21 protein-coding genes are annotated in these 17,694 nt (G+C 63.8%); 10 read left to right on the top strand and 11 right to left on the bottom strand.

From position 1 onward, the window contains the following. Nucleotides 1-217: 217 nt before the first annotated feature. Nucleotides 218-1,147, top strand: a complete 930-nt coding sequence (locus ACODSO_RS19845) for an EamA family transporter (RefSeq protein WP_489038469.1) — start codon at nucleotides 218-220, stop codon at nucleotides 1,145-1,147. A gap of 38 nt (nucleotides 1,148-1,185) precedes the next feature. Continuing rightward, on the top strand, nucleotides 1,186-1,545 hold the full coding sequence (locus tag ACODSO_RS19840; protein WP_068375893.1) for a DUF952 domain-containing protein: 360 nt from the start codon (nucleotides 1,186-1,188) through the stop codon (nucleotides 1,543-1,545). Here ACODSO_RS19840 and ACODSO_RS19835 read toward each other — a convergent pair. The 4 genes from ACODSO_RS19835 to ppgK all read right to left on the bottom strand — a co-directional run bounded on the left by ACODSO_RS19835 (nucleotide 1,500) and on the right by ppgK (nucleotide 5,869). After that, a complete protein-coding gene (locus ACODSO_RS19835; RefSeq protein WP_082897876.1) occupies nucleotides 1,500-2,201 on the bottom strand; it encodes a response regulator in 702 nt (233 codons plus the stop codon). The two genes, ACODSO_RS19840 and ACODSO_RS19835, sit on opposite strands and share 46 nt — an antisense overlap. Beyond that, nucleotides 2,198-3,430, bottom strand: coding sequence for a sensor histidine kinase (locus tag ACODSO_RS19830; protein WP_082897877.1), 1,233 nt, complete (start codon nucleotides 3,428-3,430; stop codon nucleotides 2,198-2,200). Before ACODSO_RS19830 ends, ACODSO_RS19835 begins: the two co-directional genes overlap by 4 nt. A gap of 129 nt (nucleotides 3,431-3,559) precedes the next feature. Then, the gene (locus ACODSO_RS19825) at nucleotides 3,560-4,942 is read right to left on the bottom strand and encodes an RNA polymerase sigma factor (RefSeq protein WP_068375896.1); all 1,383 of its coding nucleotides are present in this window, start codon (nucleotides 4,940-4,942) and stop codon (nucleotides 3,560-3,562) included. Between the two features lie 123 nt (nucleotides 4,943-5,065). Then, nucleotides 5,066-5,869 carry a polyphosphate--glucose phosphotransferase gene (ppgK, locus tag ACODSO_RS19820; protein WP_489038468.1) on the bottom strand — a complete coding sequence of 268 codons (804 nt, stop codon included), beginning with the start codon at nucleotides 5,867-5,869 and terminating at the stop codon, nucleotides 5,066-5,068. Nucleotides 5,870-6,031: 162 nt separating this feature from the next. Between ppgK and ACODSO_RS19815 the strand changes: the two genes are divergently transcribed. Further along, entirely contained in the window at nucleotides 6,032-6,931 is a 900-nt protein-coding gene (locus ACODSO_RS19815; protein WP_068375906.1) for an inositol monophosphatase family protein, read from the top strand. Nucleotides 6,932-6,939: 8 nt separating this feature from the next. Here ACODSO_RS19815 and cei read toward each other — a convergent pair whose 3' ends face one another. Further along, the gene (cei, locus tag ACODSO_RS19810; RefSeq protein WP_068375908.1) at nucleotides 6,940-7,620 is read right to left on the bottom strand and encodes an envelope integrity protein Cei; all 681 of its coding nucleotides are present in this window, start codon (nucleotides 7,618-7,620) and stop codon (nucleotides 6,940-6,942) included. Nucleotides 7,621-8,116: 496 nt separating this feature from the next. Between cei and ACODSO_RS19805 the strand changes: the two genes are divergently transcribed. Further along, nucleotides 8,117-8,419: a DUF4193 domain-containing protein gene (locus tag ACODSO_RS19805; protein ID WP_068375910.1), complete on the top strand. Its 303-nt coding sequence runs from the start codon at nucleotides 8,117-8,119 to the stop codon at nucleotides 8,417-8,419. 62 nt (nucleotides 8,420-8,481) lie between these two features. On the opposite strand, the gene ACODSO_RS19800 is transcribed toward ACODSO_RS19805, so the two are convergent. Further along, nucleotides 8,482-8,934, bottom strand: a complete 453-nt coding sequence (locus ACODSO_RS19800; RefSeq protein WP_068375923.1) for a DUF3093 domain-containing protein — start codon at nucleotides 8,932-8,934, stop codon at nucleotides 8,482-8,484. Between the two features lie 196 nt (nucleotides 8,935-9,130). Here ACODSO_RS19800 and dut point away from each other — a divergent pair, with 196 nt between their 5' ends. Together dut and ACODSO_RS19790 are read left to right on the top strand one after the other, a co-directional pair. Beyond that, nucleotides 9,131-9,616, top strand: a complete 486-nt coding sequence (gene dut / locus ACODSO_RS19795; RefSeq protein ID WP_068375912.1) for a dUTP diphosphatase — start codon at nucleotides 9,131-9,133, stop codon at nucleotides 9,614-9,616. A 2-nt stretch (nucleotides 9,617-9,618) separates the two neighbouring features. Further along, nucleotides 9,619-10,425 carry a DUF3710 domain-containing protein gene (locus ACODSO_RS19790; RefSeq protein ID WP_068375914.1) on the top strand — a complete coding sequence of 269 codons (807 nt, stop codon included), beginning with the start codon at nucleotides 9,619-9,621 and terminating at the stop codon, nucleotides 10,423-10,425. A 28-nt stretch (nucleotides 10,426-10,453) separates the two neighbouring features. On the opposite strand, the gene ACODSO_RS19785 is transcribed toward ACODSO_RS19790, so the two are convergent. Continuing rightward, a complete protein-coding gene (locus tag ACODSO_RS19785; protein WP_068375924.1) occupies nucleotides 10,454-11,158 on the bottom strand; it encodes an alpha/beta fold hydrolase in 705 nt (234 codons plus the stop codon). A 150-nt stretch (nucleotides 11,159-11,308) separates the two neighbouring features. Between ACODSO_RS19785 and ACODSO_RS19780 the strand changes: the two genes are divergently transcribed. Further along, nucleotides 11,309-11,686 (top strand): OB-fold nucleic acid binding domain-containing protein, encoded by a 378-nt coding sequence (locus ACODSO_RS19780; protein ID WP_068375927.1) that lies wholly within the window; start codon nucleotides 11,309-11,311, stop codon nucleotides 11,684-11,686. Nucleotides 11,687-11,731: 45 nt separating this feature from the next. Further along, entirely contained in the window at nucleotides 11,732-12,415 is a 684-nt protein-coding gene (locus ACODSO_RS19775) for a DUF3159 domain-containing protein (protein WP_197480822.1), read from the top strand. On the opposite strand, the gene ACODSO_RS19770 is transcribed toward ACODSO_RS19775, so the two are convergent. From ACODSO_RS19770 to ACODSO_RS19760, 3 genes are read right to left on the bottom strand one after another with little or no spacing between them, the layout of a single operon-like run. Beyond that, complete coding sequence (locus tag ACODSO_RS19770) at nucleotides 12,378-12,671, bottom strand: GNAT family N-acetyltransferase (protein ID WP_489038467.1); 294 nt, start codon at nucleotides 12,669-12,671, stop codon at nucleotides 12,378-12,380. The two genes, ACODSO_RS19775 and ACODSO_RS19770, sit on opposite strands and share 38 nt — an antisense overlap. Next, nucleotides 12,668-13,327 carry a potassium channel family protein gene (locus ACODSO_RS19765; RefSeq protein ID WP_068375920.1) on the bottom strand — a complete coding sequence of 220 codons (660 nt, stop codon included), beginning with the start codon at nucleotides 13,325-13,327 and terminating at the stop codon, nucleotides 12,668-12,670. Before ACODSO_RS19765 ends, ACODSO_RS19770 begins: the two co-directional genes overlap by 4 nt. Before the next feature lie 33 nt (nucleotides 13,328-13,360). After that, entirely contained in the window at nucleotides 13,361-14,026 is a 666-nt protein-coding gene (locus tag ACODSO_RS19760) for a potassium channel family protein (RefSeq protein WP_489038466.1), read from the bottom strand. A gap of 209 nt (nucleotides 14,027-14,235) precedes the next feature. Here ACODSO_RS19760 and ACODSO_RS19755 point away from each other — a divergent pair, with 209 nt between their 5' ends. Both ACODSO_RS19755 and ACODSO_RS19750 read left to right on the top strand, forming a co-directional pair. Continuing rightward, nucleotides 14,236-16,233, top strand: a complete 1,998-nt coding sequence (locus ACODSO_RS19755; protein ID WP_489038465.1) for an APC family permease — start codon at nucleotides 14,236-14,238, stop codon at nucleotides 16,231-16,233. A 2-nt stretch (nucleotides 16,234-16,235) separates the two neighbouring features. Further along, the gene (locus ACODSO_RS19750) at nucleotides 16,236-17,501 is read left to right on the top strand and encodes a class I SAM-dependent RNA methyltransferase (protein ID WP_489038464.1); all 1,266 of its coding nucleotides are present in this window, start codon (nucleotides 16,236-16,238) and stop codon (nucleotides 17,499-17,501) included. Here ACODSO_RS19750 and ACODSO_RS19745 read toward each other — a convergent pair. Further along, complete coding sequence (locus ACODSO_RS19745; RefSeq protein WP_197480823.1) at nucleotides 17,498-17,668, bottom strand: hypothetical protein; 171 nt, start codon at nucleotides 17,666-17,668, stop codon at nucleotides 17,498-17,500. The genes ACODSO_RS19750 and ACODSO_RS19745 overlap by 4 nt on opposite strands. Nucleotides 17,669-17,694: the final 26 nt, after the last annotated feature.

Below are 17,694 nucleotides of genomic sequence, written 5' to 3'. Positions count from 1 at the left end.
GTAACCCGATTGCCTGGGGCCGGTCCGCCGCGTCGGTATGGCGCGGTCCGTACACTCTTTCAGACGATTGGCAGTCACGCGTTGTTCCCGTAGACGTTTCTTTGTGTTGTCACTAACACGAAACACAAGAGAACCTGCTGGCCGCACATCCACGGTCAAGATCTGTTCGCTTAGAGCTGATTCCGGGCGTGTCGTACTCGCCGTCTACTGTCGAACGGTGACACGAGGCGTGGCGACGGCCGGGGTAGGTGCCCAATTCGGTATTCCGGCGCTGTTCGTGGTGGGTGGTCTGTGTCAATACGTCGGCGCGGCAATCGGAGTGTTTCTGTTCGACACCCTGGATCCGGCGGCAGTTGCCTGGCTTCGAGCACTGGGCGCGGCGGTCGTGCTGCTCGCGTGGCGACGACCGTGGAGACGTCCGCCCGGCGCAGGTCGATGGACGGGCCGAAAAGTGATGATCGCCACACTGTTCGGGCTGGCCACAGTCGGGATGAACGTCATGTTCTACGAGGCGATAGCCCGCATTCCATTGGGAGCAGCTGTTGCGATCGAATTTCTCGGTCCGGTCGCTGTCGCGGCAGCCGGGTCGAAGCGCATTCGCGACACGATTGCGCTCGGTCTGGTGATTCTGGGCGTGCTCGCGATTGCCAGTGCTCAACTCGACGGGAGTTCGGTAGGACTACCAGGTGTGGGGTTTGCCCTGGCATCAGCCGGCCTCTGGGCGGTCTACATATTGGTGGGCAAGCGGGTTGCGGACGCAGGCAATGGAATCGATGATCTCGCGGTCGGTATGGCGGGCGCCACCGTCATCCTTGCTCCCGCTCTGCTCGGACCCGTTCTGTGGACGGATGCGGACGTGTTCCTCGAGCCGCGGGTGTGGATGCTCGGCCTCGGGGTCGGATTGCTGTCCAGCGTCGTGCCCTACGTCTTGGACCAGGTCGTATTGGTCAGGATCGGGCGAGCACGCTTCGCCCTGCTCCTGGCGCTACTTCCTACTACAGCGACAGTCGTAGGAGCCGTTGTGCTTTCGCAACTGCCCACCGTCGCCGAGGGAGCGGGAATCGTTGCGGTCGTTGCGGCGGTCGTGATCGGCGGTAGCTCAGCCCGCGAACGTGCCGTCAGTACCGAGGAATTGCCGCCGCACTGACCTGCGCTGGCCTGACCTGCACTGACAGAATCGTTCTCGTGACCGAATCCACCGACACACTGCTGCACATCTGCGCCGCCGACGACTGGCATGCTGCCCGAACCTCGCCCGAACTGCGCCCGGCTTCTCTCGCCGACACCGGATTCGTGCACCTGTCCACACCCACACAGGTTCATCTTCCGGCGAATCGGCTGTTCGCAGGTCGCGACGACCTGGTGCTCCTGGTCCTCGACCCGAGTCGCCTCGGCGCCCCCGTGCGGTGGGAGCCGGGTGTACCGGGCGATCCCCAATCGATGTTGTTCCCACACCTGTACGGGCCGTTGCCGATGGCAGCCGTCACGACGGTCGTGCGCTATGTACCGGATGCGAACGGAGAATTCGTTGCGCCAGAACTGTGATGGCCGGGCTCGGTCGCAGCCGGCAGCGACCGAGCCACAATCGCGGCTTGCACTCGTGAGTCCGCGCCGAGCTTCGCCAGAATTCTCGATACGTGCGTCTTGACCGTCGTCTCGCCGATGAAGAGCTGTCGCGCAATCCGCGCATTCGACAATCCGTCGCCGAGACACCGAAGTACGTCTCGCTCCCGGTCGGTAAGATCGGTCAACCCCTGCGGTGCCTCGATGGCCGGCGAATGACTGCCGGACGCGAAGGCGTCGATCAGCGTCCGCGTCACCTGCGGAGCCAACACCCCGTCGCCGGCATGTACCGCCGAGATCGCGTCAAGGAGGTTCTCTGCTGATACCGACTTGAGGACGAACCCGGACGCACCCGCTTGGAGCGCACGGAAAACGTAGTCGTCGATGTCGAATGTCGTCAGCACGAGGACGCGAGCGAATCGACCGGCGATGATCCTGGTCGTTGCTTCGATTCCGTCGAGGCCAGGCATTCGAATGTCCATGAGTACGACGTCGGGAGTGCGGTGCGCAGCGAGATCGACAGCTTCGTAGCCGTCGGCCGCCTCGCCGACGACGGTGAAGCCCGTCGCCGACTCGACGATCGTCTTCAGCCCCGATCGAATGGCCGCATGATCATCGGCGATCAGCACTCGAATCATCGGGCGGTGCTCTTCTCTACAGGCAGAACTGCTTTCACGCACCACCGGTCGCCCTCGCAACCCGCGTGCAGCATGCCCCCGAGTAGTTCCGCGCGCTGTCTCATGTTGGCAAGCCCCGTCCCTGTACGACCGTCGACCCTTCCAGGATGGTCCGAATCCGTCGGCGTCATGTCGTTGGTGATCACGATGGTGAGTGCATCGCCGTCACACCTGATGTCCACGCCGGTCGCGGCGCCGGGGGCGTGCACGACTGCGTTGGTCAACGCCTCCTGCACGATGCGATACGCGGCGTGGTCCACCGCGGCCGGTAGGACAGTTGTGCGGTGAGCACCAGGTGTAAAATCGCCGTCGATGTGCACGTCGGTACCGCTTGCCCGCGCCGACGTGACGAGTCGGTGCAGCTCCTCGACACGACCTGGTGAGAGAGGCTCGTCCTCTGCACCGTCGCCGCGGAGAAGGCCGATCATCGAGCGCATCTCGGTCAATGCGTCGATGCTGTTGGCGCGAATCGACGTCACGATGTCGTGAACGCCGGGTCCACCGATTCCAACTGGCCTGCCGTCACGCGTCTCGACGATCCGCAACGCGGCTGCGGACTGAATCGCTATGGCAGACAAGTGTCCGGCGACCACGTCGTGAAGATCGCGTGCCATGCGGGCGCGTTCGGCCTCGACGGCGGCGCGCCGATCAAGTTCGGCAATGACGGTGGCTGCTTCTGCCCTCTCGAATTCGGTGCGCGCGATCTGCTTGTGTTGTCGCACGCTCCGCGCCCACCACAGTGGAGTTCCGAGGAACGCAGCTGCAGCGCCGATCGTGACGATCACTTCCTGCCCCTCGCCCGTGACCGCGTACACCAGCCCACACGTGAGCACGGACACTGCTGCGCTCAGACGCAGGATGCCGATCGATTGGCGATCGGTGCCGTAGAGCGCCACGCAATAGACGAGGTCCGAGACGATCAGCCACACGGGCAGTGTCGCGCCGAGCATCAGATCGAGGCCGAATGGAACGACCGCCAGGCCGAGCGCCATGACCGGCGCACGCCGGCGGAGGAGGGAACACGCGCAGAGCAGCGCGAGCACAGCGATGCGCCCCCACAGCGGCACGTCCACCCGATCGGGCACGAATCGGTAGATGTTCGTCGCATACAGGGCGCAGCAGAAGGCGAACTGTGCGGCGACGACGAGAAGGTCCCGTGATTCTGCAGATAGGTCGGACCACCGGCGCACCCAACCATCACAGCACATCGGTCCCCTCAGTTCGTCAGCCGAAGGGATGAGGTGCACCCGGGCACACGAAGAGCCGCCGCTTGGACAGCGACGGCTCTTCGATGTTCTACGGACCGGTGTGCGTGACTACTAGTCGAGGTAGTCGCGCAGAACCTGCGAACGCGACGGGTGACGAAGTTTGGACATGGTCTTGGATTCGATCTGACGAATGCGCTCGCGCGTCACGCCGTAGACCTGCCCGATCTCATCCAGCGTCCGCGGCTGTCCGTCGGTGAGGCCGAACCGCAATCGAACCACGCCTGCCTCCCGCTCGGACAGGGTCTCGAGCACTGACTGCAGTTGATCCTGCAGCAGGGTGAAGGACACCGCGTCGACAGCGACCACGGCCTCGGAGTCCTCGATGAAGTCGCCGAGCTGGCTGTCGCCCTCGTCGCCGATCGTCTGATCGAGCGAGATCGGCTCGCGAGCGTACTGCTGGATTTCCAACACCTTTTCAGGGGTGATGTCCATTTCCTTCGCGAGCTCTTCCGGCGTGGGCTCACGGCCCAAATCCTGAAGGAGTTCACGTTGGATGCGGCCGAGCTTGTTGATGACCTCGACCATGTGGACCGGGATGCGGATGGTCCGCGCCTGGTCGGCCATCGCACGCGTGATTGCCTGGCGAATCCACCACGTCGCATACGTCGAGAACTTGTAACCCTTGGTGTAGTCGAACTTTTCGACCGCGCGAATCAGGCCGAGGTTTCCTTCCTGAATCAGATCCAGGAAGGCCATTCCACGCCCGGTGTAGCGCTTTGCGAGCGATACGACGAGGCGGAGGTTGGCTTCGAGCAGGTGGTTCTTCGCGCGGTTGCCGTCGCGGCAGATCCAGGTGAAGTCGCGTCGTGCAGCTACTGGGAGCTTCTCACCCTTTTCGGCGAACTCACGCATCTTCTCCGTGGCGAACAGGCCGGCCTCGATGCGCTTGGCAAGCTCGACCTCCTCCTCGGCATTGAGCAGTGCGACCTTGCCGATCTGCTTGAGGTACGCGCGAACGGAGTCGGCCGACGCGGTGAGCTCGGCGTCTTTGCGAGCCTGACGTAGAGCCTCGGACTCTTCTTCGTCCCAGACGAAATCGCCCGATGCTTTGTCCTCGGCGGTGGGTTCGGAAGTTGCGTCGTCCTCGGTGTCGTCACCAGCGGCTACGACCTCGACTACGTCGTTGGCCGCAGCGGCGATGTCGCCGTCCGAGATGTCGATCTCATCGATGCCGGGGACATCCTCGTCGCCCTCTGCCGCGGGAGACCCGTCGGCAGCCTTCTTGGCCGTAGCCTTCTTCGCGGGTGCCTTCTTGGATGCCGCTCGTTTTGCGGGAGCCTTCTTCGGCGCTGCTTTCTTCGCCGGTGCGGTGGTCTTAGCCGCCGGAGCGGCGTCGACCTCTCGGATCGTGCCGTTCGGTGCCTCCGCAGCAGGTGCAGGGGACGCAGACTCTGTTGCTGAATCTACGGTCTGACGGATATCGGTGGCTGCCACGTACGCCCTTTCGTGACGGTGTCGTGCGGCGTCACGCCAGAGTGGTTTCCGGCGGAGAGGTCTTGTCGATTGTGCCGGCGTGCAGACCGGCATCAACCATTGTAACGACCCGTCGAGACTTTGTTACCGAGCCTGGTCCGTATGGGCTGCTGTGTCGGCCGCCAGGGCAGCGCCGACGATGCCCGCGGCGTTCAACAATGTGGCTGCGACCACCGGTGTTCTGTTGGTCAGGTGCGGAATCCACTTTTCGCTCTTTCGGCTGATTCCGCCTCCGGCGATGAAAAGATCGGGCCACAGAAGCGCCTCGAACGTCTGAAGTACCTTCGACACCTCCTTGGCCCATTCCTTGTAGGACAGGCCCTTGTTCTCTTTCACCGAGGACGCGGCCCGATGCTCCGCTTCCATGCCGTCGACTTCGAGGTGGCCGAACTCGGTATTGGGCAGAAGTACACCGTTGTGCAGTAGGGCCGAACCGATGCCGGTTCCGAACGTGAGGAGGACCACGACCCCGCTCTTGTCCTTGCCCGCGCCGTAGCGATCCTCGGCGACGCCCGCCGCGTCGGCGTCGTTCAGGACAGTGACGTTGGAGTGTCCGAGTGCGGAGGAGAACAGAGCCTTGGCGTCGGTGTCGATCCACGACTTGTCGATGTTGGCCGCCGACCGGGCGATCCCTCCGGTGACGACGGCGGGCAGCGTGACACCGACCGGTCCGGTCCAGTCGAAGTATGCTGTGATCTCTGCTACCACTGCCGCCACGGAGTCGGGAGTCGATGGCTGTGGAGTCTCGATCTTGTATCGGTCGCCGACGAGTTCGCCGGTCACCAGATCCACGATTCCGCCCTTGATGCCGCTGCCGCCCACATCGACGCCGAATCCCTGGCGTTGCCGTGAGTCCGTCGGCGTCGATTCCGTAACTGCCTGTGTCATGTGGCGTGCGCTCCTGATGTCGTGGAACTTCCTCGTACGCACGAATGCCCGTCCTCGGTGAGTACCGTGCTCCCAAAGAATAGTGCCCGTACGCGGAATCGGTAGGGCCATGAACGGAACACGAATCGTTCGAGTGGTGCGCACGCCCCGACCTGTGATCCGATGGTGCACGTGCCGAAACCAGACGACGCCTCCCACCCGAGCAATCGAGAACTTCTGGAGATCGCCCGCGAAGTCGCACGAATCGCGGCGGCACACGTGCGAACCCGTCGGCCCGAAGTGTTCGGTGGCGACGTGCGTGGGGCGTCTGCCACTTCGTCGACACCGGTCCAGACGAAGAGCACGCCCACGGACCCCGTCACCATCGTCGATACGGAGACGGAACAACTGCTTCGCACGCTGCTCGCCGAACGGCGTCCCGACGACCTGATCCTCGGCGAAGAAGGCGGCGGGCAGACGGAATCGGTGCGAGGAATTCGATGGGTGCTCGATCCGATCGACGGCACGGTCAACTTCCTGTATGGACTCCCCGCGTACTCGGTCTCGGTGGCCGCTCAGGTGGACGGTGTCAGCGTTGCCGGAGTCGTCGTCGATGTTGCTCGGGATGTCACGTACAGCGCGGCTCGCGGGGAGGGCGCCACCATGACCCGATCCGACGGCCCCGCGGTCGAACTCACCTGTAATCCGGTATCCGAACTCGCACTTGCGCTCGTTGCTACCGGGTTCGGATACGGCGCGTCACGACGCACTGCTCAGGGGCGGATCATCGCCGAATTGCTCCCTCGAATACGCGACATCCGGCGTGTCGGATCAGCAGCGCTCGACCTGTGCATGGTCGCGTCCGGTGCCGTCGACGCACACTTCGAACACGGTCTCAGTCCATGGGATTGGGCCGCAGGATCTCTCGTCGCCGAAGAAGCCGGGGCCGCTGTCGTGCTTCCGAGCCCGACTTCGACAACAGCAGGTGGTTCGATCACGGTCGCGGTCGCGCCGGGCATCGAACGTCAATTCCTCGAGTGCCTCGAGTCGATCGGCGCGCTCGACGCCATCCCGATCGACTGAGGCGATTGTCAGCAGCGTGCGCTGCGCGCAGCCTCGAGGAGTTCGATGTCGAGTGGGGCGGGGGCTGAACCTTGCGTCACACCCGCCAGCGACTGAAGTACGGACTCGGCGTCGGTATTGGGCTGCAGACTCTGGAAGTACGTACCCAACGCCAGGTCTACGGTGTCGTCGCCGCGGCCGTCCTGGATCAGTTCGGCGCACGGAGCTGCCAGCCACACGGCGCTGGCCGCGGCAAGGCCGTTTGCGCCGAACCTGATCTGACCCTGGCACTGCATGTTCTGATCGAGGTACACCGGATCGTTTCCGACCTGCACATCCGGCGCGCTCGCGAAACCGTATTCGCTCAGATCCGCTGCGACCGTGGCGGCCTGCCCGCGCTCGCCGTTTGCGTTGAACACTCGCACCTTGGTCGCCGAGAGAGCGGCGGGTTCGACATCGAGCAGTGCAGAGCGATCGACTCGTTCGCCGAGGGGCGCGGGGACCGTTCCGTCGCTCGACGGTGCCGTGGAGGGCTCGTTGCATTCGACTGTGGCAGTCACTGCTTCGTCGGAGGTGAACACCCGGACCCAGGTGAAGACACCGAGAAGCGCCAACGCAAGAAGCACGATCATGATCGGAAGCACACGCCTCCGCCGAAAAGGACGGCCGCGATCGTCGACAGAGTCGCCCTCGGTGATCAGTGAAACCACGGTGTGGACACGCCTTTCCTTCGCTGGATCTTCATGTGCGCGCCGACGTTCGAGCAACGGGCTCGGCGTGCGTGCTCACTGTAGTTGGCTTCGGAACGAAGGTCGCTGCACAGGCATGGAATGTCTGGCGGGTCGATGGTGTTCAACGGGGTTGTCAGGCGAAAAGAGAACCGTTCGGCGATTCGGTTTCGCCAAAGTCACGCGGTTCGGCTATTGTCTGGCGGCCCCGGTGGTTTCGAAAGTGAAGCGAATCCGTGGTGGACGGCACAGAAAGGTGAGGTCTCGATCGGGTTTCAACCTCGATCGTTCGGGCATTACCCGGGTAGTTTCTCGGGCACCTTGCATCACTGTCGTCCGTTGGAGAGACGAACCGGATCAGAACACGAGACGGTGAAGACAGCATGAGGCGCGATCCCCGCGGCCGACGAACTCGCCGGCACGAGTGCACGACGTTTTCACCAAATACATGCACTAGAACAAGGGGTACGAAAGAACAATGGCAACCGACTACGACGCACCGAGAAGAACAGAGTCCGATGATGTGTCGGAAGATTCGCTCGAGGAGCTGAAGGCACGCCGCAACGAGGCGCAGTCCGCTGTGGTCGACGTGGACGAGTCGGACACGGCAGAGTCGTTCGAGCTTCCGGGCGCAGATTTGTCCGGGGAAGAACTATCGGTCCGTGTTGTCCCCAAGCAGGCGGACGAGTTCACGTGCTCCAGCTGTTTCCTGGTCCATCACCGCAGTCGACTGGCAAGCGATGCGAGCGGCGTACTCATCTGCCGCGACTGCGCTGCGTAATCTACGCAGCGGTGTGATCGACCGGGAAGTGTTCGTCCGAACGAAGGTGAGGCCGAGACCGCTCAGGCGTGATCTCCGGGGGTGGGCCGAGCCAGGGCAGCGACCAGATCTTCCGGCCGCTGGGTGCTGACCAACCAGTAGGGGGTGGGGTCGTCGGGATCGTCGAGAACTATCAGAACCATTTGTTTGACCCAGGTGCGGTGTTGTACGAAGGCAAGGGGATCGAGCTGCCTTCCCAACGCCGCACTTTTTGCTGTCGCGGGAACGACGGCTGCCGTCGCAATCACGTCCAAGGGCAGGTGCGCCTGTCCGACGCGCAGTTCGCCTACGCCAGACCCGTCGCGAGAGACCTCGACCGTCATTCGACTGAGCCAGTACAGAGCCCAGATCGGAAATGGTAGGAGGAGCACGTACGGAAGCCAGGCGCGCAACCCGGGTGCGCCCATGTGCACTTCGGCTGCGAGGAGGGCTCCCACTGCAAGACCTGCGGGCCACCACCAGAGCGGCACCCACAATTTCTCCGAATGGACAAGGTCGTCCCTGGCCCCGTCGCTCGTCGGGGCGTCGGATTCGAGATCGCGGTGTGAGTCCTGTGGCACGTCCTCCAGCCTAACCTTTCCCCGGGGACGCGTGACTAGGCTCCACTCCTGCGACGGGTCGGGCAGCGTAGTCTCGGAGCACGTGAGAGACGATTCCACCATTGACCACGGCATGTCCGTGCCTCAACAGGTTCGGGTGACGCGGCTGGACCCGGACTTACCTCTGCCGCAGCGCGCGCACGAGGGCGACGCAGGCGTCGATCTGCACGTCACTGCCGATGCGTCCATCGCGCCGGGGGAGCGGATGGTAGTCGGAACCGGTATCGCCGTGGCGCTCCCTCTCGGCACCGTCGGCCTCGTTCATCCGCGCTCCGGGTTGGCAGCGCGGTCCGGTCTGTCCATAGTGAACTCGCCGGGGACCATCGACGCCGGCTACCGCGGCGAGATCAAGGTCTGCCTGATCAATCTGGACCCCCGGGAGACGATCGACCTGGTACGCGGCGATCGCATCGCGCAGCTCGTGGTCCAGAAGGTCGAGCTGGTGACGTTTCTCGAGGTGGACTCGCTGGACGAAACAGCGCGAGGCAGTGGTGGATACGGTTCGAGCGGCGGTCACGCAAGCTTGGCGCACACCCCGATTCCAGAAGGAAAGAACTGATCATGTTCGGACGTCGCAAGAAAAGCTCTGGCCTTCCCGACGAGACGGAGGGTGGGTTCGTCGCCGACGAAACCCCCGACATCTCCGAGGACAGTGCTTCCGAGGATGACGCGGCACCCGGGGGACTCGATCCCGACCAGGGACCGTTCGATCTTGGCGAACTCGACGAGGAGCGAGACGCGCTCGCCGAGACTCGACTGGACCTCGGGTCGGTGCTGGTGCCGCTGCCGGCGGGCGGACAGCTTCAGGTCGAGATGACGCAGGCGGGCGCCCCGCAAGCGGTGCACGTCGTCACGCAATACGGCCGGATCACCATTGCAGCGTATGCGGCCCCCAAGTCTCCTGGTCAGTGGCGTGAAGTCGCTGCGGATCTTGCAGAATCGCTCCGCAACGACAAGTCCGACGTCTCGATCGAGACCGGTCCGTGGGGACGAGAGCTACTCGGTGTCACCGCGAATGCAGATCTGCGCTTCATCGGAGTGGACGGATACCGGTGGATGGTCCGCTGCGTGCTCGCCGGTCCAGCAGGGAACGTGAACAACGACTCTCCGCTCGTGAAGATCGCTCGGGACGTGCTGTCGCAAACCGTCGTCGACCGCGGCACCGATCCGCATCCGGTGCGTACACCGCTTCCCGTCGTCCTTCCCGCCGCACTGACCGCTCAGCTGGCAGCCGCGCAACAACAGCAGGCAGAGCAGGCTGCTCGATCCAACGCCCAGCCGCCTCCGGCTTCGCCCGCGCCTGTCGGACCCACCGAGGGCCCACGTCGAGGCTCGTCGGGCTCGGCAATGCAACAACTCGGCGGCTGACACGCAGAGGGCTGGGGACGGGGGAGTCCTACCGTTCGAGCGAGGCCGACAGTGCACTGACGGCGCGCGCTCCGATTATCCCCGGGTCGGCGCCGATGTCCGCGAGGGTCACGGTCGACAACGAGGACCCGGCTATGTCTGCGTGCCAGATTCGCGCCACGTCGTACGGGTGAACCGGATCGTCCACGGCCGCCACGATCGCTGTCGGCACGCGCAACCGGGCCAGTACTTCTCTATCCGGTGCCGTATACGCAGATGCCTCGAGCAACGCCGCAGGTAGGTCAGGCCATTGCGCCCGCCATGACCGCGTAAGCGTCTCGGCCAGCCATGTCGGAGTCGATGCGACCATCTCGGCAGTGGTGGCCGCCAGCCCCTCGTCGACCAGTCGTCGCGAGGTGTACCGCGCGCTGGCCGCCGCCGGAGCGTCGCCCGGTGGACCGATCCAAGGCGGAAGCGCCGCAAGGATTGCGTACGCCCGGCCGGGGTTACGTGACGCCCACGCCACCGCGACGGCAGCGCCGATCGAGATTCCGCCGATGATGATCGGGCCGTGTTCGCAAGCAGCAGCGTCGAGAGCTGCTTCGTACGATGCAACGACATCGGTCGGATCGGGTTCGATCGCCTCGGTGGACGTCCCGACTGCGGCCAAAGCCGGCGCGAACGCTTCCGCAGCGAACTGCGCATCGCTCCCCGTGCCAGGCAGCACAACGGCGTGTGAGGGCCATTCTCTCATTCCGATCATTGTGCACTTGCACCCGGTGAAATCGTCCTCGGGGGGAGCCCGAACGGTGCGGTTGGCCGTACGCGATCAGCAGGTCTACAGTGGCGGAAGTACACGCCATCGAGGTGGCACAACCCGTCGTAAATGCTCCAGGAGCGCGCAATGGCACCCGCCGCCGCAGGATACTTCCGCAAGCTGACGCGGAAGTTGACCGAGGACGTCGAGGAACTCGACGCCCAAGAAATGGCCGAGTCGTCCGAAGCGTCCGGTGCGAAGCGCGCCTGTGACTGCTCCCGCGGCGATGAAGTCACTATGCTAGGCCGGCTTCGCAGCGTCGATGCGTGTTCGAAAGCCGCCAACGCGAACATCGAAGCAGAGTTCTTCGACGGCACCGATCCCGTGACGCTGGTGTGGATCGGTCGACGGAAGATCGCGGGTATCGAGCCCGGGAAGACTGTGCTGATCCGTGGTCGCGTCGGCGAACGAGACGGTCGCAAGATCGTCTACAACCCGTACTACGAACTCCGCGACGATTCCTGACGCCCTTCCGCGGGCCGTACCGGGCGATGTGGCACTCTCGTGGGTGTGACAGACAGTGAAGGCGAGAACGTCGAGGACCGCAAACAGACCATCCTGGAGCAGCTCGGCGGGCTGACCGGTCTGGTGGCGTCGACGCTGCCCGTCCTGGCTTTCGTACCTGTCAACAGCTTCTGGAACCTCACCGCCGCGATTTGGTCGGCGTTGGCCGTAGCGCTCGGTGTGATGGTGTGGCGGCTCGTGCAGCGTGCACCGATTCAGCCCGCGATCTCAGGGTTCTTCGGTGTCGGAATCTGCGCGTTCATCGCGTATCGCACGGGTGACGCAAAAGGCTACTTTCTCTTCGGCATCTATACCTCGCTCGCGTACGCCGGGGTGTTCGTCGTCTCGATGATCGCCAGGTGGCCACTCGTCGGCGTTGCCTGGGGGTATCTGAACAGCGCCGGATCGTCGTGGCGGAGCAATCGCAGCGCGGTTGCGTCGTACGACATCGCCACGTTCGCGTGGGCGGTGGTCTTCGGCGCCCGGTACCTCGTCCAGTCGCAACTCTACGACGCGGATCAGACAGGATGGCTCGCCGTCGCGCGTATCGGCATGGGCTGGCCACTGACGGGAGTCGCCCTGCTGGTGACGTTCTGGGCCGTTCGTCGAGCCGACCGCGCCCTCGCCGAGGCGTCGTCGACCGACGTGGAACTCACGCCACCAAATCCTGGTACTCGGGATGCTTCGTGAGGAAGCCCACCACGTAGCGACACTCCGGTCGCACGCGTAATCCCTTGCGGCGTAGGTCATCGAGTGCTGCACTCACCAGCATGCTCGCGTAACCGAGTCCCTCGAACTGGGGGTAGATCTCGGTGTGCAGAAACGTCACGACGTCACCGTCTCGTGAGTACTTCTCGATCCCGGCGATCTGTTGTCCTGCGAGGATCTCGTACCGAGCGTGCTCGGGGTTGTCACGGACCTGGGCCGAGTCGCTGGATGTGGTCATTGCAGACCCACCGCCGCGCGTAGTTCGCCCTCGACTTCCACCGATGCCACGAACAACAACTCGTCCCCGCCCTCGAGCGGATCGTCCTGCTGCGGCACGATGACCCGTCCCCCGCGCAGGATCGTCACGAGCGCAGCGTCCCGCGGGAGTGACAGTTTGCGGACCGGTTTACCTGCGAGTGGTGTGTTCTCGGGAAGGGTCACTTCGACGAGGTTGGCCCCTCCCTTGCGGAACGTCATGAGATGGACGAGGTCGCCGACGGACACTGCTTCCTCCACGAGAGATGCGAGCATGCGCGGTGTCGACACGGCTACATCGACGCCCCACGACAAGTCGAACAGCCACTCGTTTCGCGGATCGTTCACGCGGGCCACTACTCGGTTGACCCCGAACTCGGTCTTGGCCAACAAGCTGAGCACCAAATTGGCTTTGTCGTCACCGGTCGCGGCGATGACTACGTCGTAGGTCTCGAGGTTCGAGGCTTCCAGCAAGGAAAGTTCGCACGCGTCGGCGAGGATCCACTCGGCTTCGGGGATCGCATCTCGATCGACATGATCGAGTTTGCGCTCGAGCAACATCACCGAGTGATCGTTGCGAATCAGTTCTCGGGCAATGGATCTCCCGACGGCTCCCGCGCCGGCGATTGCGACTCTCATGAAATCCCGTCTCTGTGAGGTTCGGAGTGGCGATCAGTCATCGGAGGGTGGCGGATTCGATGCGAGCGCAACGGCTTCGGCGACGGTGCCCGACACCGCGGCGACGTAGATCTCGTCGTCGGACTGGATCACCGTCTTCTTGTCCGGCAGCAGTCCGGTTCCGAAGCGGATCAGGAACGCAGCGCGCGAATGTGTCGACTCCTCGAGCAGCGACAACTTCTTCCCGATCCATCCTTCGTGGATGTCGAGCAAGACGACTGCGACGCTGCCGGACGGATCGCGCCATTTGGTAGTCGGATCCTCACGCAGCAGATTGTGCAGGAAACGGTCCGTGGCCCAGGGAACCGTCGCGACGGTCGGTATTCCCAACCGTTCGTAGACTGCCGCTCGCTTCGCGTCGTAGATGCGAGCGACGACCTTCTCGACTCCGAACGTCTCGCGGGCCACTCGCGCAGCGATGATGTTCGAGTTGTCGCCGGAGGACACCGCAGCGAATGCCTCGGCCCTCTCGATCCCTGCCTTGACGAGAACATCCCGGTCGAAGCCCATCCCGACCACGCGATGACCGTCGAACGACGGGTCGAGGCGTAGGAACGCAGTTTCGTCCCGATCGATGATGGCGACCTCGTGACCGATCCGTGCGAGAGCGCCTGCCAGCGATGCACCGACACGGCCGCACCCCATCACCACTACGTACACAGGTCCAGCTCCATTCGGATCGTTTCTCCCGGCGTTCGAGAGGTGGCGAGAGTTACGGACACCAACCGTATCGGGCCGCCGCCCGGTTATCGAGCGGTGGATCTCGGTGGCGATGTCGAATCGGGCATATCGGAACGCGAATCGAGAGCGTTCGGCGCGTTTCGACGCTCCGGTGTTCCGGCTGGAGTACGAGCGCCTACGCTTTCACCGTGTCCAAGCTCTCGACCGCCGCCAAGCGGCTCGTGCTAGGTAGACCTTTCCGCAGTGACAAGCTAGGTCACACGCTCCTACCGAAGCGCATCGCACTTCCCGTCTTCGCCTCGGACGCCATGTCCTCGGTCGCCTACGCGCCGGAGGAAATCTTCCTGGTGCTGTCTGTGGCGGGGATCTCGGCCTACGCCTTCACTCCCTGGATCGGTCTTGCCGTCTGCGTAGTCATGGCCGTCGTCGTTGCCAGCTACCGACAGAACGTCCACGCGTATCCGTCGGGCGGTGGCGACTACGAGGTGGCCACGGTCAACCTCGGTCCGACCGCAGGCTTGACCGTCGGGAGCGCACTGCTCGTCGACTACGTGCTCACCGTTGCGGTGTCGATTTCGGCCGCCGCGTCGAACATCGGCTCGGCACTCCCTCTCGTCGCGGAACACAAGGTCGCGTTCGCAGTGGTCGCGATCGTTCTCATCACTGCGATCAACCTGCGCGGTATCCGGGAATCGGGCGCCGCCTTCGCGATTCCGACCTACGCGTTCATGATCGGGATGGTGCTCATGCTTGCGTGGGGACTGTTGCGGGTCTACGTGTTCGGCGAGGATCTGCAAGCGGAATCCTCGTCGTTCGAGCTGGTGGAGGAGGACTCTCATCTGTACGGAATCGCGTTCGCATTCCTCGTTGCTCGCGCGTTCTCCTCGGGCTGCGCCGCCCTGACCGGAGTGGAAGCGATCAGCAACGGCGTGCCCGCGTTCCGCAAACCGAAGTCTCGCAATGCCGCAACCACGCTGCTTCTTCTGGGAGTCATCGGCATCACGTTGCTGATGGGCATCATCCTTCTCGCCCAGAAGATCGGCATCAAGTACGCGATGGATCCGGCCGAACAATTGGTCGGCGCACCGGATGGGTACCAGCAGAAGACGCTGATCGCGCAGCTTGCCGACGCGGTGTTCTCCGGTTTCCCGATCGGCTTCTTCTTCATCACGATCGTCACTGCGTTGATCCTCGTGCTGGCCGCGAATACGGCGTTCAACGGATTTCCGGTACTCGGATCGGTACTTGCACAGGATCGCTACTTGCCCCGTCAGTTGCACACGCGCGGTGACCGGCTCGCGTTCAGCAACGGGATTCTCTTTCTGTCCGGTGCTGCCATCGCGTTCGTCGTGGTGTTCGGAGCCGAGGTGACCAAGCTCATTCAGCTCTACATCGTGGGTGTGTTCGTCTCGTTCACACTCAGCCAGACAGGCATGATTCGGCACTGGACTCGCCTGCTGCGTACCGAGCAGGATCCGGAATCGCGGCGTCGAATGTTCCGTTCCAGGATCGTCAACAGTATCGGGCTCGCGATGACCGCCACGGTGCTCGTGATAGTGCTGATCACCAAGTTCGCGGCCGGTGCATGGATCGCGATCGTGGCGATGATTGCGATCTTCGTGATGATGCGGATGATCAGGAAGCACTACGACACGGTGGCACGTGAACTCGAGAACGAAGAGTGGGACGGTGTGTTGCCGAGTCGAACTCACTCGATCGTGCTGGTGTCCAAACTGCACATGCCGACTCTGCGCGCGCTCGCCTATGCACGTGCCACTCGTCCCGACACATTGGAGGCCATCACAGTCAACGTCGACGAGGCCGATACCAGGGCTCTGGTGCGGGAGTGGGAGGCCAGTGACGTCTCTGTTCCGCTCAAGGTGGTGGAGTCGCCGTACCGCGAGATCACCAAACCGGTGCTGGACTACGTCAAGCGGGTCAGGCGTGACTCGCCGCGCGACGTGGTGACGGTGTTCATCCCCGAGTATGTCGTCGGTCACTGGTGGGAGCAGATCCTGCACAATCAGAGCGCACTGAGGTTGAAGAGTCGGCTGCTGTTCCAGCCCGGCGTGATGGTGACTTCTGTTCCATGGCAGCTTCGGTCCTCGGAAAAGGCGCGCCGCGAATCGATCGAGAACGCACCAGGTGCCTCGCGTCGAGGCTACGAGCCCCCATCGGGAAGATGACCATGAGCGAGAGTTGGTTCGGTCAGACCTTCGAGGTGACACTCGGCTCCCCTGGCCACGGAGGGTTCTGTGTAGCTCGGCACGAAGGTCGTGTGATATTCGTCCGACACGGATTGCCCGGGGAGGTCGTGCGCGCCAAGGTGACCGAAGACCGTGGAGGTTCGTTCTGCCGAGCGGACGCCGTCGACATTGTGACGGGATCTACGGACCGCATCGAACCGTTGTGTCCGATTTCGGGCCCCGGCGGATCCGGCTGCTGTGACTACTCGCACACGACCATTGCTGCGGGTCGGGCGATGAAGTCCGCCGTGGTGCAGGAGCAACTGCGCAGGGTCGCCGGCATCGACCGCGAGGTGAGTGTGGAGGAACTTCCGCTCACCGCAGACGGAACCGGCTGGCGCAGCAGGGTTCGGCTAGCGGTGGACGGCGCAGGTCGAGCTGGATTCCACCGGTATCGAAGCTCGACGATCCTGCCCGAATTGGCGTGCCCCCAGGCTGTTGCTGGTTCGTACGACGGTCTCGGTGACGCGCAGTGGCGACCGGGCTCGGAGCTGACCGTCACCGTCGATGGTGCCGGCGATCGACACGTCGTCGAAATCGCTCCTGCAGCGTTGTCACGCACCGGTCGTCGATCCCCTGGACGGCGTGGCGCATCCGCACGTCGTGCAGCCTCGGCGCAGCCGAGAGCCGAGAAGGCCGTGATCGGTAGTGGACGCGCGCACGAGTTCGTCTCGGGCCGTGAATGGGCGCTCGACTCCACCGGATTCTGGCAGGCGCATCGAGGTGCTGCACAGGTGTACAGCGATGTGGTAGCCGAGTGGTCGGATGCGAAGGACGGCGACGTCGCCTGGGATCTGTACGGCGGTGTCGGGGTGTTCGCCGCCAGTCTGGCCGACGGTGTCGGGCCGACCGGCCGAGTCGTGAGCGTCGAGTTCTCGCGCCGAGCCGCCACCGATGGTGCACAGGCACTCGATGATCTGCCGCAGGTACGGTTCGCCCCGGGGCGGGTCGAGCGCAGTGTCGAGGCACTACCCGCGCCCTCTGTCGTGGTCCTGGATCCGCCGCGGGCCGGGGCTGGCAAAGACGTCGTCGCAGCAGTAGCCGCTCGTGGCCCGGAGCGGATCGTGCACATCGGGTGTGACCCTGCCTCGTTCGCACGAGACGCGAAGCTGTACGCGGACGCAGGATTTCACCTCGACGACGTTCGAGCGTTCGACGCGTTTCCGCTCAGCCACCATGTCGAGTGCATCGGGCGTTTCGTCCGCTAGCCGGCTTCCACGACTGCAAGAAGGTTCGCTTCTTGTGCGGGTGCGAGAATTCGCTGCGCGCCGCATGAGCAGTGCTGGTAGCTGATCGTTCCTTCGCTTGTCCGGTGGTGGCTCGCCGTCGTCCAGCAGTGGTGGTGGGTGGGTGTCGTGGTTGTGTACGCGTTCATGAACACCACTGTGATGTAATGGTCTT

This window comes from Rhodococcus sp. FG69 (assembly GCF_057808915.1).
This window is presented reverse-complemented; position numbering and strand designations above follow the sequence as displayed.

Coding starts and splice junctions, on each gene's coding strand:
- ACODSO_RS19765 (WP_068375920.1), bottom strand. CDS start 13,327: ATGAGAGTCGCAATCGCCGGCGCGGGAGCCGTCGGGAGATCCATTGCC.
- ACODSO_RS19745 (WP_197480823.1), bottom strand. CDS start 17,668: ATGAACGCGTACACAACCACGACACCCACCCACCACCACTGCTGGACG.
- ACODSO_RS19805 (WP_068375910.1), top strand. CDS start 8,117: ATGGCAACCGACTACGACGCACCGAGAAGAACAGAGTCCGATGATGTG.
- ACODSO_RS19815 (WP_068375906.1), top strand. CDS start 6,032: ATGGTGCACGTGCCGAAACCAGACGACGCCTCCCACCCGAGCAATCGA.
- dut (WP_068375912.1), top strand. CDS start 9,131: ATGTCCGTGCCTCAACAGGTTCGGGTGACGCGGCTGGACCCGGACTTA.
- ACODSO_RS19785 (WP_068375924.1), bottom strand. CDS start 11,158: ATGAGAGAATGGCCCTCACACGCCGTTGTGCTGCCTGGCACGGGGAGC.
- ACODSO_RS19770 (WP_489038467.1), bottom strand. CDS start 12,671: ATGACCACATCCAGCGACTCGGCCCAGGTCCGTGACAACCCCGAGCAC.
- ACODSO_RS19780 (WP_068375927.1), top strand. CDS start 11,309: ATGGCACCCGCCGCCGCAGGATACTTCCGCAAGCTGACGCGGAAGTTG.
- ACODSO_RS19750 (WP_489038464.1), top strand. CDS start 16,236: ATGAGCGAGAGTTGGTTCGGTCAGACCTTCGAGGTGACACTCGGCTCC.
- ACODSO_RS19835 (WP_082897876.1), bottom strand. CDS start 2,201: ATGATTCGAGTGCTGATCGCCGATGATCATGCGGCCATTCGATCGGGG.
- ppgK (WP_489038468.1), bottom strand. CDS start 5,869: ATGACACAGGCAGTTACGGAATCGACGCCGACGGACTCACGGCAACGC.
- ACODSO_RS19790 (WP_068375914.1), top strand. CDS start 9,619: ATGTTCGGACGTCGCAAGAAAAGCTCTGGCCTTCCCGACGAGACGGAG.